This is a genomic window from Bacillus sp. CD3-5, from assembly GCF_006349665.1.
Classification (GTDB): Bacteria; Bacillota; Bacilli; order Bacillales; family Bacillaceae_G; genus Bacillus_A; species Bacillus_A paranthracis.
In genome coordinates this window covers 200,238-217,894 of sequence record NZ_VEPX01000004.1, presented here as the reverse complement: position 1 = coordinate 217,894, position 17,657 = coordinate 200,238, and the positions used below count along the sequence as shown (strand labels likewise).

Below are 17,657 nucleotides of genomic sequence, written 5' to 3'. Positions count from 1 at the left end.
AGCGCATTCCTTAATGAGCGTCATAAAACTGTCAAATTCATATCATTGGAAAAATAATGCATTTGTAATATAATGATAAATAATACTTCACCACGTTAATTAACAAGGTGAAATTAAAATCTTTATTACACAAATTATGAAACAAAGGAATGATTAGTTTGAGTACAGGTGTAAAAGCAAACGACGTGAAGACAAAAACAAAAGGAGCAGATCTTGTTGTTGATTGTTTAATTAAACAAGGTGTTACACATGTTTTCGGTATTCCAGGAGCGAAGATTGACTCTGTATTTGATGTACTGCAAGAAAGAGGACCAGAGTTAATTGTTTGTCGTCATGAACAAAATGCAGCATTTATGGCAGCTGCGATTGGTAGATTAACAGGAAAACCGGGCGTATGTCTTGTAACTTCAGGACCAGGGACATCAAATTTAGCGACAGGTCTTGTTACTGCGAATGCGGAGAGTGATCCCGTTGTTGCTTTAGCTGGTGCAGTTCCGCGTACAGATCGATTAAAACGTACGCACCAATCTATGGATAATGCTGCACTATTCGAACCAATCACAAAATATAGCGTAGAAGTAGAGCATCCTGATAATGTGCCAGAAGCATTATCAAATGCATTTCGAAGTGCGACTTCCACAAATCCAGGCGCTACTTTAGTAAGTCTTCCGCAAGACGTTATGACTGCGGAAACGAATGTAGAGTCTATCGGTGCGCTTTCTAAGCCACAGCTTGGAATCGCTCCCACACATGATATTACATACGTAGTAGAAAAAATAAAAGCAGCAAAATTGCCGGTTATTTTACTCGGTATGAGAGCAAGCACAAATGAAGTGACGAAAGCTGTTCGTGAATTAATTGCGGATACAGAACTTCCTGTCGTTGAAACATATCAAGCAGCTGGTGCGATTTCACGTGAATTAGAAGATCATTTCTTCGGCCGCGTTGGATTATTCCGTAACCAACCGGGTGATATTTTACTAGAAGAAGCGGACCTTGTTATTTCTATCGGTTATGACCCAATTGAGTATGATCCGAAATTCTGGAATAAACTTGGGGACAGAACAATTATTCATCTTGATGACCATCAAGCAGATATCGACCACGATTACCAACCAGAGCGTGAATTAATTGGTGATATCGCTTTAACTGTAAATAGCATCGCGGAGAAATTACCGAAACTTGTATTAAGTACGAAATCAGAAGCAGTGTTAGAACGATTACGCGCGAAATTATCAGAACAAGCAGAAGTTCCAAATCGTGCTTCAGAAGGTGTTACACATCCGCTTCAAGTGATTCGTACACTTCGTTCTTTAATTAGTGATGATACAACTGTTACGTGTGACATCGGCTCCCATTACATTTGGATGGCAAGATGTTTCCGTTCTTATGAACCACGTAGATTATTATTTAGTAACGGTATGCAAACGTTAGGTGTTGCACTTCCTTGGGCAATTGCTGCTACTTTAGTAGAACCAGGTAAGAAAGTAGTTTCCGTATCAGGTGACGGTGGTTTCTTATTCTCAGCGATGGAATTAGAAACAGCGGTACGTTTAAATTCTCCAATTGTACATCTTGTATGGAGAGACGGTACGTATGATATGGTTGCGTTCCAACAAATGATGAAATACGGTAGAACATCAGCTACAGAGTTCGGTGATGTTGATATTGTAAAATATGCAGAAAGTTTCGGTGCGACAGGTCTTCGCGTTAACACGCCTGATGAATTAGAAGGTGTACTGAAATCCGCACTAGTAGCAGACGGCCCTGTCATTATTGATATTCCAATCGATTACCGTGACAACATTAAATTAAGCGAAAAATTATTACCAAACCAATTAAACTAATGGAGGCAGATTTGAGATGACTGTTGCGCAATTAATTGATATTGATGCAAAAAGAACGAAAACGAATAACGAAGTATATCAAACATCTACAATGCTTGCGCTATTAGATGGGATATATGATGGTGTGATTAGCTTTGAAGATTTGAAAAAACATGGTGATTTCGGTATCGGCACATTTGATCAATTAGATGGTGAAATGATTGCGTTTGATAACGAATTTTATCATTTACGTTCAGACGGTTCAGCAGAAAAAGTAGAGCCAGAAGAAACAACACCATTTGCGACTGTAACGTTTTTTGAAAAAGAAATGAGTTATACGATAGAGCGTCCGATGAATCGTGAAGAAGTGGAAGCTTTATTACATGAACTAATGCCGAGTAAAAACTTATTTTACGGTATTCGAATGGATGGTACGTTCCGCGAAGTAAGAACGAGAACTGTTCCAAGACAAGAAAAACCGTATACACCGCTCGTTGAAGTGACGAAATCCCAACCAATCTTCTCATTTGAAAATACAGAAGGTACGCTTGCTGGATTTTGGACGCCAGATTATGCGCAAGGTATTGGTGTAGCTGGATTCCACTTACATTATATTGATGATGAAAGAAGCGGAGGCGGACATGTTTTCGACTATGTTGTTGAAAACTGTACGATCCAAATTTGTCAAAAAGCTCATATGCATTTAGCACTTCCAGAAACTGCTGACTTTATGGCAGCTGAATTATCTAGAGAAAACTTAGAGGATAATATTGCGACTGCGGAAGGTGCGGAGTAAAAAGGGAGAGACTGTTCCATTTTGGAACAGTCTTCTTTTATGAATATTTTTTGTTGAATCATTTATTTCTTTGAAACAAACGGATGCCCCTCATAATAAAAACGCCACGGATAATGTACAGCTTCTTCTGCATAGTCAATGTTAATTCGAGGTCCGGCTGTTATTTTATATTGTGATGATATGTGTTCTTCGTCTGGGACGAGTTCAATATGCAATGTGTCACTTTGTAATGATACGCCTCGTTCTTCTAAAGTAATGCCGAGTGCACGGCATAGTTTGCCAGGTCCGTTCGTTAAATTTTTATACTGCGTTTTTGTAAGGTCTGTTTTGTTATAGCGCGCTAGTTTTATTTCTTCTATTCCATCTACCGGTTCAAGAGCTCGAATGAGAACACCTTGCGGGGTGCCCACTGGTGCTGTAATGACGTTGAAACAATGGTACATACCGTAAATTAAATATACGTAAGCATGTCCTGGTGCGCCAAACATGACTTCCGTACGATCCGTCCGTCTGCCGCCGTAACTATGTGCGGCCTTATCACCCGGCCCTTTGTATGCTTCTACTTCAACAATGATTCCACTTCGTTTTATTCCATCTACAATATGAACAAGTTTCTGTCCGAGTAATTTTTTTGCGACTTCTAACGTATCGCCTTCATAAAAGGAAGGAGGTGCCTGCATTGTACTATCTCCTTTACTGAGTGTATATGTATATAGTAAACCAAATTTTCAGTAGAAATTCTAACTCGTTCTATTTGCTACAGTTATTTCATAAATTATGGATAGAGTACAACAGCGAAGAGGGGGAGTGCGACATGATTTATCGCTTACTAGCACTTAACATAGATGGGACACTACTATACAACAACGGAAAAATTGCAAAAGGATTACGAGAAACAATTGAATTTGTAAAAAGAAAAGATGTATACGTTACATTATTTACGAGTCGTAATTTTCAATCCGCTCATAAAGTAGCAAAGGCGTTAAAATTAGATTCTATATTAGTGACACATGGTGGTGCTTTCGTTTCAGCAACGTTAGATAAGCCGTACGTTCAAAGAAGATTATCGGAAGAGAAGACATTTAACATTGTGCAAGTATTAGAGCATTTTGACTGTAACGTCCGCATTTCTCATGAACGGTTTTCAATCGGAAATCGCGAGAGAAATACACCAAACTTAATTGCGCGTACTGTGCTATCGAGTGCTGATCCGTTATTTTATCCAGTTCAATTTGTAGATTCGTTAGGTGATGCGCTTCGTGATCATCCAGTCGCGGCGCCAAAAATTGATGTTCTTTTCCAAACGAAAGGTGAAAAAGAAAGAGGACTGAATACATTAAGAAAAGCGTTTCAAGATATAGAGTATATTGAATGTGATTCAAAACGAATAGAAATTTTGCCACAAAATGTATCAAAATTACGTGGATTACAATTGCTTGGAGAGCATTTAAATATTTCGCTAAACGAAATGGTTGCCATTGGAGATAGCATGGAAGATTTAGAGGTTATTGAAAATGTGGGTCTCGGGGTAGCGATGGGGAACGCACCTGTAGAGGTAAAACAAGCGGCCGACTGGATTACACGTTCAAATAGTGAGAACGGCGTAGAGTATATGATTAAAGAACATTTCCGCAAGCAATTCCCGCTTCCGTTTTTGAAGAATCATAAAAATACACCGAAACGATAAAGGAAAAACGTAGCTTTTGGCTACGTTTTTTTGTTTAAGCTTCAATAACTTTAAGCATTCGATTTAAAAATGCGGCTGCTTCAGCACGTGTTGCTGTGCCTTTTGGTACGAATTCATTACGTTCGTTCCCTTTTACAATTCCGTATGCGTAAACATTTTGTAATGCTTTTTTATCGTATGCTAAGTGTTGGTCAGTGAATGGTAATTTCACTTCTTTTCTATAAATCCAGTTATATTCTAATGCACGGTCAATCATAATAACAGCTTCATCACGTGTTATTGTAGCATTGGGATCAAATTTATTATTCCCACGACCATTAATGATACCTGCGCTAGCGGCGCGGTTAATTCCATCTATTAAAGATGGGTGTGCTTCGTTTAAGTCTGTAAATTTAGCGTTTCCAGCAGGTAATTTTAAAGCTCTCGACATTAAATTTGCAAACTCAGCTCGTGTCACGAGGCGGTTTGGCCAGTAAGAACCATTGCCGTCACCGAACATGATTTTTCTAGCAGCTAATTGACGAATGTCTTGCTCATACCAACCACCTGTAATGTCGTCTTTTTCATGAGGGACTTCTGGCGGCGGCATAACATCTTTACGATGTTCGTTATAGTAAGCGTTCGTGCCCTTTAAGAAAGCATCCCATTGTCCGCGCTGAATCATAAATGCAGGGCAGTTTTTTCCGCTCCAAAATTGATGCTTTTGAACGTGATCTAGAGATATGTTTAATTCATTCATTAAGAAAGCAGCTAACTTGCGCGCATTTTCTACCGCTTTCGTATAATTTCCATCACTATTCACAGCAATTTCAATTCCGATAGATTCATAGTTTCCAGTTTTATTTCCGGCATGCCATCCAACTTCATTTAGTGGGAGATGTTGATAAATTTCTTTGTCATCTACTGTAAAATGCCAAGATGCTGAACGATCCGTATTTCCGCGAGCTTGATTATCTAAGTACTTCGCATGATTTAAAGCGTTCGCACCTTTACTTGTATTAGCAGTTTCATGAATTGTAATGTATTTCGGTTCCATTGCGTAGCCAGGACGAATGTTTTCATTTCCTTTTGGAACAATCATTTCTTTAAATGTAACACCATAAACGTTATTTGTAGGCAAATTAGATGGTGTTTTGAAGAAAGTTGCGCTTCTCTTTTCGATAGTACTTGTTTTTTCAAATAATGATGCTTTTGTACCTTCAAATGTAGCTGAAGGAGCATAAATCCATTTCTCAGTTCCGTTCATTTGAATGTTAAACCAATTCCCAGCTTGTTCAGTAGGAGCTACTGTTTGTGGCTGTAATTTCGTTTCTTCTTTAAACGATTGGAAAGGGAAGGAATATACTGATGTTTCTTCTGATACAATTAGTTTTTGATTCGAAAGTTTATGAATCTCTTGTACTTCTAAACTATTACTTTCCTTATTAACCCAGCCAGCACCAAACGTAGTTTGTATATAATATGCATTCCCTTTTTTCTTCGTTGCTTTTACTACTGGTTCAGCAATTTCAATATTTGTTTTCGTTTTTAAGTCGTTTGAATCGTATAGTGGAAGTTTTGTTGATAAGTGGAGAAGATATTCACCCGAGATTTCAAGGTCGTTTTCTTCGTCATGTCTATGCTGTTTTGCATGTTCTTCAATGCTTTTTAAAGCTTGCTCATCCGTAGACAATTCCGCAGTTTTCTCTATGCTTTCCGCGAATGAATGGATAGGTGCTACAAATGTTTGTAATGCTAAAGATAGTGCTAAAATATTGTAAAACTTTTTTTTCATAGTTGTTTTAACACGTGATAGTCTTTATGTCGTGTTAAGAGTCCTCCTTTATATGTATTTAAATTAGTAGCAAGTACTAATACGTTCTAGATTGTAACAAGAGTATATTCTAATGTCTATACAACTAGAGAAAGTTCGTTAAAAATCAATATTCAGTTTGTTTTAAATAGGATATGAAAATAAGGTAAAACCTTCTGTATTGACCTGCAAACGCCCTTCAAGTAAACTAAAGAGAGTTTGCAAATGAAAAGGTGATAATGTTGTTAATTTCAATTAAAACGTTACAAGATGATCGTTTTTTACGTCCGCTACAAAATATTGGCGGCTTATTTTTTGAAGAGAGTACGATTGGATTTGAACAAGAGGAAGCAAATCTTATCGTTGATATACACATTGAAGAGAATGTGAAAGCATCAGCTCGTTTAACAGATGTTGCGACTGGAAATGTGTATGAAGAAACATTCGCAAAAGATTTATCTGCTTTTACAGATGAAAAAGAGCGTATGAAGCAAGTGAAGCACGTTGTTTCTTATGTATATCTTTCTGTTCTTCAGCAGTTAACTGGTATTGAACAAAGCTGGGGTATTTTAACTGGAGTTCGTCCAACGAAACTTCTTCATAAAATGCTTCAAAATGGTATGTCAAAAGAAGAAGCACACCAAGAACTTCGTGAAAGTTATTTAATTCATGAAGAGAAAATTGAACTTCTTCAACGTATCGTTGATTGCCAATTAGCGGTAGTTCCGGATTTATATCGTTTGAAAGAGGAAGTAAGTATTTATATCGGTATTCCATTCTGCCCAACAAAATGTGCATATTGTACATTCCCGGCGTATGCAATTAACGGACGCCAAGGCTCTGTTGATTCATTCTTAGGTGGATTACATTATGAAGTTCGTGAAATTGGTAAGTTTTTAAAAGAAAAAGGTGTAACAGTTACGACGATTTATTACGGCGGCGGTACACCGACAAGTATTACAGCAGAAGAGATGGATATGCTGTATGAAGAAATGTATGAAGCGTTCCCAGATGTGAAAAATGTACGTGAAGTAACAGTTGAGGCAGGTCGCCCAGATACAATTACGCCAGCGAAGCTAGAAGTGTTAAATAAATGGAACATTGACCGTATTAGTATTAATCCGCAGTCATACCATCAAGAAACATTAAAAGCAATTGGACGTCATCATACTGTAGAAGAAACAATTGAGAAGTATCATTTAGCTCGTGAAATGGGAATGAATAATATTAATATGGATTTAATTATTGGTCTTCCTGGTGAAGGGTTAGATATCTTCAAGCACACGTTAGATGAGACAGAAAAGTTAATGCCAGAATCGTTAACAGTTCATACGTTATCATTCAAACGTGCTTCTGAAATGACGCAAAACAAACGGAAATATAAAGTAGCAGGTCGCGAAGAAATTACAGCGATGATGCACGAAGCAGAAGAGTGGACGCAAAAGCATAATTACGTACCATATTACCTATATCGTCAAAAGAATATTTTAGGTAATTTAGAGAACGTTGGTTATGCAATGCCGACGCAAGAAAGTATTTACAACATTGTCATTATGGAAGAAGTACAATCAATTATCGGACTTGGTTGTGGTGCATCAAGTAAATTTGTTCATCCGAAAACGGGAGCAATTACGCACTTTGCGAATCCGAAAGATCCAAAATCATATAACGATGGCTTCGTAAAATATACAGAAGATAAACTGAAAATTTTAGAAGAGCTATTTGCATAAAAAGAAAGAGGTTATTCCGAGTCGGAACAACCTCTTTTTTATATTGTCAGTTTTTGTCGGTAAGTCGATATATTCGAAAAATCGCTGATATAATTCAAGTTGCGCTGATATATTTTGAAAATCGCTGATATAATTCAAGTTGCGCCGATATATCCGGAAAATCGCCGATATAATTTCACTTACCGCCAAAAGCGGAACTGTTTGTAAAACTATGTCGATAATAATCAGAAAAATTAGTCAAATCATTAAAGGACAATGTCTACTTATGGACGAAATGATAGATTTATGAAAGAGAAAAGGGGGAAATTGTTGGCATGTACATGACGATAGGGAGAATTTTCGATTTATCTGTTGGTAAGTATCCGAATAAAGAGGCATTAGTGGAACCAGAAAAAAATATTCGCTGGACGTATAAACAGTGGGATGAGCAAATAAATAAAACGGCGCATGCTCTATTAGAAGAAGGGGTAAGAAAGGGCGATACGGTATCTGTTTACTTATATAATTGCCGTGAATTTGTAAACGTTTACTTAGCCTGCGCAAAAATTGGAGCGATCTTTAACCCGATCAATTTCCGCTTAAAAGCAAAAGAAGTATCTTATATTCTCCAGGACGCATCCTCGAAAGTAGTTGTTTTTGAAAAAGCAGTTGAGCCAACCGTGGCTATCATTGAACGAGATTTTCCGAATTCGTCTTTTTGGTATGTAGAAGACGATACACCTTCTTATGCTAGCTCCTACCATGAAAAAGTAAATGAAGCATCTTCCAAAAAAGTAGATATTGAAATTGGTGAAATGGATTATTGTTCTATGCTGTATACAAGCGGTACGACAGGTCATCCGAAAGGTGTATTACATCGTCATCGCGAAATGGCTGAGCATAGTATGATTTGTACGTATTTCCTAAAATATAATCGAGATAGTATTGGGCTTGTTGTAGCACCGTTATATCATTGCGGTGAGTTGAATGCTGGAATTATACCGCGCATTCAAGTTGGTGGAAAGAATGTTATTTTACATCATTTTGACACAGAAACAGTATTACATACAATTCAAGAAGAGAAGATTACGACGTTTTTTGCAGCGCCGACGATGTGGAATATGTTGTTGCAAAAAGATTTAACACAGTACGATTTAACTTCCATGAAGATTGGTATATACGGCGGGGCTGCAATGGCACCAGCATTAGTGAAGGAATGTAAAGAACGTCTTTATATTGATCTTGTACAAATTTATGGAATGACAGAAATGGGACCTGTTGTTGCGTTTCTCGTAGAAGAGGATCAAATTACGAAAGCAGGTTCAGCAGGAACACCGTGCTTTAGTCATGAAATCCGCATTGTGAAACCGAATGAAGATGCACCAGCAGAGCCAAATGATGTATTACCTCCTTATGAAGTAGGAGAGATTATTTTGCGCGGTCCAACTATGATGGCTGGTTATCATAACCGAGAAGAGGCAAATGCAAAATCGATGTATAAAGGATGGTATCACTCTGGTGATTTAGGTTACTTCGATAAAGATGGCTATTTATTCGTCGCAGATCGTGTGGATGATATGGTAATTAGCGGAGGCGTTAATATTTATCCACGTGAAATTGAAGATTTCCTTCATAGTCATCCTGGTGTATTAGATGTTGCGGTGCTTGGTGAGCCGGATGAATTATGGGGAGAACGTGTTGTGGCAGTTGTTGTGAAGAAAGATGAAACAATTACAGAGGCTGATTTAGAAACGTATTGTAAAGAAAGTGATGAATTAGCGGATTATAAACGTCCACGTCATTATTTATTTGTGGATGAACTTCCTCGTAATGCAAGTGGGAAATTACAGAAGTTTGTGCTTAGAGAGTCTTTAAAAGGGGCAAAAAAATAGAAAGTGGGGGATGCCCACTTTCTATTTTTATTTACGTGAAAATCCTTCTTCATCAAGGTATTCCGCAGCTTCTGGATAAGAGTTGAATGTACCGTCTAAATTTACACCAGCGTACACGTTCCACATATCGTCCTCTGAGATAAGAGTAAGGATATGACCGTCTTCGTTCTGCCATTCTTCTTCTTTCGCAGGTTCTGCAGGAATTACTACTTCTTCTTGTGAAAGTAATTCAATTGATTGCTCAATTACTGAACGTAACTCATCTGCTGAAAATTCGCGGATGTTAACCATACCTTTATCATCTGTTTTGTAACCTTTAATCCCACTTGCATATACAAATCCGTTTCCATTTGGATGTAAATGATATACAACGTTCTTTTTATCTAAACGACTTTCTTCAAAGTGAAAGTTCACACGTTTTAATGATACGTTTTTTCTTTCTAATTCAGGGAAAGATTCAATAATTGATAATTTTTCTTCAAAAGTTAGCATAGTGCCTCCAAATATATAATAAAAGATTTAATTTATCTATTATAGCACAGTTACAATGGTTTCCAAAGATGCGGTAGGTACTTGTAATTGAATGCGTTTACGTCACGATACTGTAAAAAGTGGACTAACGAATGTATCTTTTTAGGTGTACAATGGAAAATGGACTTTATACAAAGGTGGTTATTATATGTTTCAAAAAATAGCAAAGGAATGTTTAGCAGGTTTTACTGTTGCAATTGTTGCGTTGCCACTTGCCATTGCATTTGGTATTGCTGCAACGGGAACGTCTGAGGGAGCACTAGTCGGATTGTATGGTGCAATTTTTGCAGGCTTATTTGCGGCGTTATTTGGTGGTACACCTGGGCAGGTTACAGGCCCAACTGGACCGATTACGGTTATTGCAACAGGGGTTATTGCGACGCACGGATTAGAGGCGAGTTTTATAGCATTTATGATGGCGGGACTGTTTCAAATTTTATTCGGTGTATGTAAGCTTGGATCTTACGTGCGGTACATTCCGTATCCTGTCGTTTCAGGATTTATGAACGGAATCGCATTAATTATTATTTTAGGTGAAATGAAACATGTGCAAAATAGTTTTCTACTCGTCGTATTAACGATTATTGTCATGATTGTTTCTGGAAAGTGGATTAAGGCAATCCCATCTAGTTTAGTCGCATTAGTAGGTGTGACAGCTATGCTTCCTTTATTTTCTTCTGCGTTAGAAGGGCTTACAGTGAGGTTACCGGTTATCGGAAATTTGTCATTAAATAAGGTGATTGAAAAGATTGGGACGATTCCAGAAGCGATGCCAACGCTTCATATTCCATCTTTAAGTGGAACAGGCGTAGCAGAACTTGTTTTACCAGCGCTTAGTATTGCTTTATTAGGATCGATTGACTCGTTGTTAACATCGGTCGTAATGGATAACGTGACGGGGACACGTCATAAAAGTAATAAAGAACTGGTCGGACAAGGTATCGGTAATGTGATGAGCGGATTGTTTGGCGGATTAGCAGGGGCAGGTGCGACGGTACGATCTATCGTTAATATAAGAAGTGGTGGTAAAACGGCGCTTTCAGCAAGTATGCATAGTGTTATATTATTTATTTTCATTATGGGACTTGGATCAGTCGTACAATACATTCCACTTGCTGTATTATCAGGTATTTTAATTTTAACTGGTATTGGCATGTTTGATTGGGAGAGCATGAAGAAAATGCATGTAGCGCCAAAAGGTGATGTCGTTGTTATGCTCGTAACGATGATTGTCACAGTGAAGTTTGATTTAATGATCGCGGTTGCGTTCGGTATTATTCTTTCATTCATTATATACATGGTGAAATGTAAAGAACGTAAAGTTTTTATTGTAAAAGAAAAGGAAGCAACATATAAAATTAAGGGACCACTTTCGTTTTTAACAGTGGATCGTGTTTTTTATGCTTTACAAGACGTAAAATCTCCGGTTGTTTTACGTATGAAAGATGCACGCTATATGGATGTATCAGGAGCTATGGCGTTATTGAATTTCATTGAGCAGTCGGATAAGTCAGGATTGAGTGTAACGCTAGAGCAAGTACCTGCTCATATTAAAAAGACGTTAGTAGTGATGGCGAGTAATGAGCAGAAAGATAAATTACTATTTGTAAAAACGGAAACTATATGAAGAAACACCCTTATATAAGGGTGTTTTTTTTGTTTATAACATCTGTATATCAAGATGTTATGCGTCTGTTGACATTTATTCCTCTTAGCAGTATAGTAACATTCTAGATTAGGTATGTGATATTATAGTAATGTATATGAATTTTGAGATTCCTTTTTTGTCAGAAGGAAGAGCTTTAAGCTGGAGGGAATAATTGATGTACAAACAGTTACCACACGGAGTGAAGATTGGGATTACACGCTCAATTGTTGTTTCTTTTGAGAAGTATATGAAAGAAATTGAATGGAACGAAGAAAAGTTTGATATGCAACAATTTGTTGAACAGTGGAAACAGTATTTATACACAAAATCAACTTGGATCAATAAAGTAGATGACGAGTTGAAAGGACATCCAGATTTCCATCAAGCGTTAGCAATGAAAGTAAATGAAAAAATTAACGAGCTTATTAATGAAAAACCGAGCGAAGAACAAGTGGAGCAATTAAAAAGAAATAAAGTAAAGCATGCAGATGAAATGTGCAAATTAGAAGCTGAATATCATATTGAACGTTTATTCGTAACGAAATAAATTTTACATAAAGAAAAAGCCTGTCCAAAGAGGTGTGATGACCATCTTTTTGAGCAGGCTTTTTGTATGAAAAAAAGTAAGAGAGGCGAGCCTCTCTATGATTAGTCTTGTGGTACAAGTGCCTTCCAAGAAGATAGGTCTATATCTTCTTTTAATATAGATGAAGCAGGGAAGACAAATGACCACGGTTTTGTAGTGTTCGCTTTAATTTCAAGGTTCGGTAATGTGAAAGCGCCTTTAACAACAACTGCACCTGTGGCATCTTCAATATGAAGAGGAAGTTGCTCTAGTTGAATGTTGTCTTTACAACCGTTACGAATAAGAAGCGTTGTATGTAAATCGCCGTTTTCTTTTCGTGCAGCTTGCAGACCTAGGAAGTTCATTTCACCATCATGTGGAGGTGTTAAATTGTCCACGAAATTACGTAAAGCTTCTTTGCTTGCTTCAGGTAACTGAGCTTCCCAAGATGGATCTAAATCTAATACATGCTTACTTTCAAGTTCGAACGCTAATTCCCAATCCGTTTGCGATAATTCAGCATCTGTAATTGTTTCTTGCTCAAATGTAAAAATAAACGGCATATTTACATTTGCAGGAATATCTCCTAATGCAGAAAGGTTGAATGTTTTTCGCGCGCATAATTTTTTCTCTTTATTTAGAAGAATTAATGTAACTTCTTCGAAAGAAATTGGTTTCGGAACAGTGCTGCGAATAAATACAGCTACGTCATAACCGTTATCACGCTTTTCAATCTCAATTCCAGATAAAGAAATTTGATATTCTTCTAAACGTGGTAGTTCTTTATGTAAAAATTGATAAATGTATTTTTGTTCTTGTCCTACTGCACCCCAGCTAGGGTGGAAGTAAAGCGTTGGTTTTACAGTTTTATTTTCAGTATTTGTGCTTTCTTGTCCGAATAGTTGATTACTAGAGACAGTCGTATCTTTTCCGTTTTTCTTAGCTTTTTTTAGGAATGATAACATAATCTTTCACCTCGTTATTGTACGTTTTCAGGAACACCTAAATGTCTTGCAACATAGCGGCACATTTCTTTTTCGAAATTACCATATGTGTATAAAAAGATATCTAAAGCTTCTTTTTGATAAAGACGAGTAGGGTCTTCTTGTTGATATTGTCTTAGTCCGATGCCTTCTTTTAAGTGGGTCATTGCATCTAAGTGATTGACCCAGTTCTGATCTAGGAAATGAAGGGCAACATATCGTAGCGACTGTTGTAAATCAGTATGGCTATCTAGCTCATTTACGCGCTCTTTATAAAGAGATAATGTTTCTTTCAAAACGGATTGTAAATCTTCCGGTGAATGTACATTATTTGCTGATAATGATGGCATATTTTCTACTGATAAAATTTCGTTTAGACTTGCTGTTAAACTAGCAAAATCCCATTCTTCTGGAAGCATACCTTCTACAAGATATTGCTTAGAAATGGCTTCTACAGCATGATCAATCATTGGAATAATAATTTCAATCATATTTGTATCTTCTTGTAATAAGTTATTACGTAATTTATAAATAACGTTACGTTGGTCATTTATTACATCGTCTAACTTTAAATTGTACTCACGCATTGAGAAATGGCTACCTTCACAAATTAATTGTGTACGGTTTACAAAATCATGGACTTTAGAAGTTAGAATAAGTCCTGTTTCATCTGTTTTCAGTGATTTCATTAATTTCTCGACTTCTTCTTGTGCGAAACGTTTTAGCATTTCATCTTCTAAAGAAAGGAAGAATTGAGAGCTACCTGGGTCACCTTGGCGACCAGCACGACCTTTTAGCTGATTGTCAACGCGTCGCGATTCATGGCGTTCTGTCCCGATTACATGTAATCCACCAAGTTCGTGAACACCCTCACCTAGTAAAATATCAGTACCTCGTCCGGCCATATTCGTCGCAATTGTAATTTGACCTTTTTGTCCAGCAGTTGCGATTAAATCAGCTTCTTGTTCTGCGCTTTTTGCATTTAATAATTGATATGTAATATTTGCTTCATCTAAGTAACGAGCAACGGTTTCTGATTGTAAAATAGACATTGTCCCAATTAAAATCGGGCGTCCTTGTTTATTGTGTTTTAGAACATCTTCACGTACAGCTTTATATTTAGCATCGGCTGTTGCGTATATGACGTCCTTTTTGTCTTCACGAATAATCGGACGATTTGTCGGAATCGGCATAACTTCCATGTTATATACACGGTTAAATTCTTTTTCTTCCGTTTTTGCTGTACCTGTCATACCAGATAGTGCTGGATACATACGGAAGAAGTTTTGAATTGTAATGGATGCTTGTGTTTGATTTTCTTCAGTGATTTCTAAGCCTTCTTTTGCTTCGAGAGCTTGGTGTAAACCGTCACTTAAAGAGCGACCATCCATAACACGACCCGTGAAAATATCTACAAGTAGAATTTTTTCATCGTGTACAATATAGTCAACATCACATTGGAAAGCGACATGAGCTCGTAATGCTTGAATCATATAATGATATAAAGTTTGATGTTCTAAATCATATAGGTTATCGATATCAAATAAATCTTCTATTTTTGTAATACCGTCTTCTGTAAAACTAGCAGATTTCGATTCTGCATCGTATGTGTAATGAAGAGTATCCTGGAATGATTTAATAACTTTTGCACATAAATAGTGTAAATCAGAGCTGCTTGATTTCTTACCAGCGATAATAAGAGGTGTCTTTGCTTCGTCAATTAAAACGCTATCAATCTCATCGATAATAGCAAAATGATAAGGACGTTGTACCTGTTCATTTTTTGAAGAGGCCATATTATCACGTAGATAGTCAAAGCCAAATTCTGTTCCAATACCGTATGTAATATCAGCTTCGTAAGCAAGTTTCTTTTCGGCAGGATCGATTTGAGGAATATTTAATCCAACCTTTAAACCTAGAAATTCATGAACTTGGCCAATTAATTCTTTATCTCGTTTTGCTAAATAGTCGTTTACAGTAATAACGTGAACGCCTTTTCCTTCAAGAGCACGTACGTATGTTGGAAGAGAAGAAACTAATGTTTTTCCTTCACCAGTTGGCATCTCTGCAATATTACCTTCTAATAGTACAAGGCCACCAATTAACTGCACATCGTAGTGACGTAATCCAAGTACACGTTTTGCTGCTTCACGTACAACAGCGAACGCTTCAACTTTTATATCATCCACTGTTTTTCCGTCACGAAGCATGTTTTTAAATGTGATCGTTTTATGACGCAATTCTTCATCAGATAAATCAGATAGTTTTTCTTCCAGATTATTAATTTCTTGAACAAGTTGTTCATACTTTTTTAGTTTTCTCTTCTGAGAATCTCCTAACAGCTTTTTTACCGAATTCAGCATGTTGTAAACACTCCTCTTACTGACAATAGCTACATTATAGCACATGTTTATCCCGAATAAGTAGAAGTAGTAAATTGAAGAAATAACTGGATATAAATAAGGCGTTATTGTACATACTATATTTAAAACATAGAAAGAAAGAGAGTATTCAATGTATAAGAAATTTGGTATGATAGCTAAATGAGATAAAGTGAAATTTTTCAAAAAAGAGAAGAATATAGCTATCTCGTTTTATGTTGTAATATGTATGAAAATTATATATTGAAAGAAAAGAGCTAGAAGATGAATAATAAGTTTGTGAAAGGCGCTGCGATTTTAACGATTACAACGTTTCTATCGAAAGTGTTGGGAAGTTTTTTTCAAATCCCATTACAAAATATAGCAGGAGATGAAGTACTGGGGATTTTTCGCCTTGTTTTTCCTGTGTATATGATAGCTTTAACTTTATCAGTAGCGGGAGTACCGCTAGCTATATCAAAATTAATCGCTGAACTTCATGAGAAGAATGACGAGAATGGAATTGCCAAACTATTTACTTCAGCATCTATTATTGGAGTAATATTTGGAGTGCTTGGATTTTCAGTTATTATGATTGGATCAAGTATGTTTGCAAATATGCTTGGTGGACAAGAAACAAGACTTCCATTAATCGTAACTTCGTTTGCGTTATTAATCGCACCATATATGGCGGTATATCGAGGATATTTCCAAGGTTTTGGAGATATGATTCCTACCGGGGTGTCACAAGTAATTGAGCAGTTCATTCGTGTTTTCTTTATGTTAGCAATTGCATTTTTATTTGTATATTGGAATAAAGAGAGTGATGTTGTAACAGGCGGCGCAATGATTGGTTCTTGCCTTGGAGTAATTACGTCACTTATCTATTTGAGAATGAAGTATGTAAAAAGTATATATCGTTATAAAAGTAATACATATTCACTACAAGATTTTAAAGATAATGCAAAAAAGATACTTCAGGTCTCGATTCCAATTGCAGTTGGAGCATTATCGATGCCGGTGTTAAATTTAGTTGATTCTGTAACGATTCCACATATGTTGTATGAATCCACTACAACGATTCAAGAACAATTTGGTATATATAGTCGTGGATTTGCGTTTACACAATTAATTGTCGTGTTTGCAAGTGCGATGGTATTTCCGTTAATCCCATTGTTAACTGCTGCATTAACAAAGAAAGATAGAGTGTTAGCAAAACAAACAATTGAACGGACAAATGAGCTTGCTCATGTTTTAACAACGCCGATAACAATCTGGCTCATGGCACTTACAATCCCGTTAAATGTTGGATTGTTTACAGATGCGAAAGGGAGCGGAATGTTAGCTATTTTAATTGGTAGTTCGTATTTTACGTCACTTATGGTATTATCAATAGGAATTTTGCAAGGAATTAACCGTTCTAAGCAAGCGGCGTGGATAGTTGTTGGAGCGAGTTTTGTAAAAGTCATATTAAATATAGTACTTGTAAGTCAATTTGGTATAACTGGTGCGGCTTATAGTACACTTATCATATATATCATGATTTGTATCGTAAACTATATATACATTCGAAAAGAATTGGCTTATTCGATTCACATGGGGAGATTTTTTGCTGTAATTGGGGTATCTAGTATAGTAGGTATAGGATTGTATTTCACATCTACTTTCATAAATGTGGTAGATTCTAGACTTATTGCAATAATATATAGTGGTGTAGCGTTTTGTGTGGCCTTGTTCATATATGGCATATGCGCATTAAAGTTGAACTGGATATCCAAAAAGCAAATCCCATTTTTACGTAAGTAAATGAGTCCATAAATGAGTATGGCTATTTGTATGTTTGTGAAAGAAATCAATTTAAAGTTATC

General features: G+C 36.7%; 13 protein-coding genes. 8 read left to right on the top strand and 5 right to left on the bottom strand.

Features of this window, described 5'->3' with window-relative positions:
- Window positions 1-158 precede the first annotated feature (158 nt).
- Both alsS and alsD read left to right on the top strand, forming a co-directional pair.
- Window positions 159-1,847, top strand: a complete 1,689-nt coding sequence (gene alsS / locus FH036_RS10615; RefSeq protein ID WP_139895725.1) for an acetolactate synthase AlsS — start codon at window positions 159-161, stop codon at window positions 1,845-1,847.
- A gap of 16 nt (window positions 1,848-1,863) precedes the next feature.
- Window positions 1,864-2,622 carry an alpha-acetolactate decarboxylase gene (alsD, locus tag FH036_RS10610; protein ID WP_139895724.1) on the top strand — a complete coding sequence of 253 codons (759 nt, stop codon included), beginning with the start codon at window positions 1,864-1,866 and terminating at the stop codon, window positions 2,620-2,622.
- 62 nt (window positions 2,623-2,684) lie between these two features.
- On the opposite strand, the gene FH036_RS10605 is transcribed toward alsD, so the two are convergent.
- Window positions 2,685-3,302 (bottom strand): DNA-3-methyladenine glycosylase, encoded by a 618-nt coding sequence (locus tag FH036_RS10605; protein WP_044791293.1) that lies wholly within the window; start codon window positions 3,300-3,302, stop codon window positions 2,685-2,687.
- Between the two features lie 134 nt (window positions 3,303-3,436).
- Here FH036_RS10605 and FH036_RS10600 point away from each other — a divergent pair, with 134 nt between their 5' ends.
- Window positions 3,437-4,309 (top strand): Cof-type HAD-IIB family hydrolase, encoded by an 873-nt coding sequence (locus FH036_RS10600; protein ID WP_000640425.1) that lies wholly within the window; start codon window positions 3,437-3,439, stop codon window positions 4,307-4,309.
- Window positions 4,310-4,343: 34 nt separating this feature from the next.
- Here FH036_RS10600 and FH036_RS10595 read toward each other — a convergent pair whose 3' ends face one another.
- Window positions 4,344-6,083: an S-layer homology domain-containing protein gene (locus tag FH036_RS10595; protein WP_139895723.1), complete on the bottom strand. Its 1,740-nt coding sequence runs from the start codon at window positions 6,081-6,083 to the stop codon at window positions 4,344-4,346.
- Between the two features lie 257 nt (window positions 6,084-6,340).
- On the opposite strand from FH036_RS10595, the gene FH036_RS10590 reads away from it, so the two are divergent.
- Both FH036_RS10590 and FH036_RS10585 read left to right on the top strand, forming a co-directional pair.
- The gene (locus FH036_RS10590; protein ID WP_014481578.1) at window positions 6,341-7,831 is read left to right on the top strand and encodes a coproporphyrinogen III oxidase; all 1,491 of its coding nucleotides are present in this window, start codon (window positions 6,341-6,343) and stop codon (window positions 7,829-7,831) included.
- A 314-nt stretch (window positions 7,832-8,145) separates the two neighbouring features.
- Window positions 8,146-9,702 carry a fatty acid--CoA ligase gene (locus tag FH036_RS10585; protein WP_139895722.1) on the top strand — a complete coding sequence of 519 codons (1,557 nt, stop codon included), beginning with the start codon at window positions 8,146-8,148 and terminating at the stop codon, window positions 9,700-9,702.
- A gap of 27 nt (window positions 9,703-9,729) precedes the next feature.
- Here FH036_RS10585 and FH036_RS10580 read toward each other — a convergent pair whose 3' ends face one another.
- Entirely contained in the window at window positions 9,730-10,194 is a 465-nt protein-coding gene (locus FH036_RS10580; RefSeq protein WP_000955016.1) for a hypothetical protein, read from the bottom strand.
- 187 nt (window positions 10,195-10,381) lie between these two features.
- On the opposite strand from FH036_RS10580, the gene FH036_RS10575 reads away from it, so the two are divergent.
- Both FH036_RS10575 and FH036_RS10570 read left to right on the top strand, forming a co-directional pair.
- Window positions 10,382-11,860, top strand: a complete 1,479-nt coding sequence (locus tag FH036_RS10575; RefSeq protein WP_000486692.1) for a SulP family inorganic anion transporter — start codon at window positions 10,382-10,384, stop codon at window positions 11,858-11,860.
- Window positions 11,861-12,056: 196 nt separating this feature from the next.
- On the top strand, window positions 12,057-12,428 hold the full coding sequence (locus FH036_RS10570; protein WP_000278023.1) for a hypothetical protein: 372 nt from the start codon (window positions 12,057-12,059) through the stop codon (window positions 12,426-12,428).
- A 101-nt stretch (window positions 12,429-12,529) separates the two neighbouring features.
- Here FH036_RS10570 and FH036_RS10565 read toward each other — a convergent pair whose 3' ends face one another.
- The gene (locus FH036_RS10565; protein ID WP_000948198.1) at window positions 12,530-13,411 is read right to left on the bottom strand and encodes an accessory Sec system S-layer assembly protein; all 882 of its coding nucleotides are present in this window, start codon (window positions 13,409-13,411) and stop codon (window positions 12,530-12,532) included.
- 14 nt (window positions 13,412-13,425) lie between these two features.
- A complete protein-coding gene (secA2, locus tag FH036_RS10560) occupies window positions 13,426-15,792 on the bottom strand; it encodes an accessory Sec system translocase SecA2 (RefSeq protein WP_139895721.1) in 2,367 nt (788 codons plus the stop codon).
- A gap of 282 nt (window positions 15,793-16,074) precedes the next feature.
- Between secA2 and FH036_RS10555 the strand changes: the two genes are divergently transcribed.
- The gene (locus FH036_RS10555) at window positions 16,075-17,595 is read left to right on the top strand and encodes a putative polysaccharide biosynthesis protein (RefSeq protein WP_139895720.1); all 1,521 of its coding nucleotides are present in this window, start codon (window positions 16,075-16,077) and stop codon (window positions 17,593-17,595) included.
- The last annotated feature ends 62 nt before the right edge of the window (window positions 17,596-17,657 follow it).

Coding starts and splice junctions, on each gene's coding strand:
- alsD (WP_139895724.1), top strand. CDS start 1,864: ATGACTGTTGCGCAATTAATTGATATTGATGCAAAAAGAACGAAAACG.
- FH036_RS10605 (WP_044791293.1), bottom strand. CDS start 3,302: ATGCAGGCACCTCCTTCCTTTTATGAAGGCGATACGTTAGAAGTCGCA.
- FH036_RS10600 (WP_000640425.1), top strand. CDS start 3,437: ATGATTTATCGCTTACTAGCACTTAACATAGATGGGACACTACTATAC.
- FH036_RS10595 (WP_139895723.1), bottom strand. CDS start 6,083: ATGAAAAAAAAGTTTTACAATATTTTAGCACTATCTTTAGCATTACAA.
- FH036_RS10590 (WP_014481578.1), top strand. CDS start 6,341: ATGTTGTTAATTTCAATTAAAACGTTACAAGATGATCGTTTTTTACGT.
- FH036_RS10585 (WP_139895722.1), top strand. CDS start 8,146: ATGTACATGACGATAGGGAGAATTTTCGATTTATCTGTTGGTAAGTAT.
- FH036_RS10580 (WP_000955016.1), bottom strand. CDS start 10,194: ATGCTAACTTTTGAAGAAAAATTATCAATTATTGAATCTTTCCCTGAA.
- FH036_RS10575 (WP_000486692.1), top strand. CDS start 10,382: ATGTTTCAAAAAATAGCAAAGGAATGTTTAGCAGGTTTTACTGTTGCA.
- FH036_RS10570 (WP_000278023.1), top strand. CDS start 12,057: ATGTACAAACAGTTACCACACGGAGTGAAGATTGGGATTACACGCTCA.
- FH036_RS10565 (WP_000948198.1), bottom strand. CDS start 13,411: ATGTTATCATTCCTAAAAAAAGCTAAGAAAAACGGAAAAGATACGACT.
- secA2 (WP_139895721.1), bottom strand. CDS start 15,792: ATGCTGAATTCGGTAAAAAAGCTGTTAGGAGATTCTCAGAAGAGAAAA.
- FH036_RS10555 (WP_139895720.1), top strand. CDS start 16,075: ATGAATAATAAGTTTGTGAAAGGCGCTGCGATTTTAACGATTACAACG.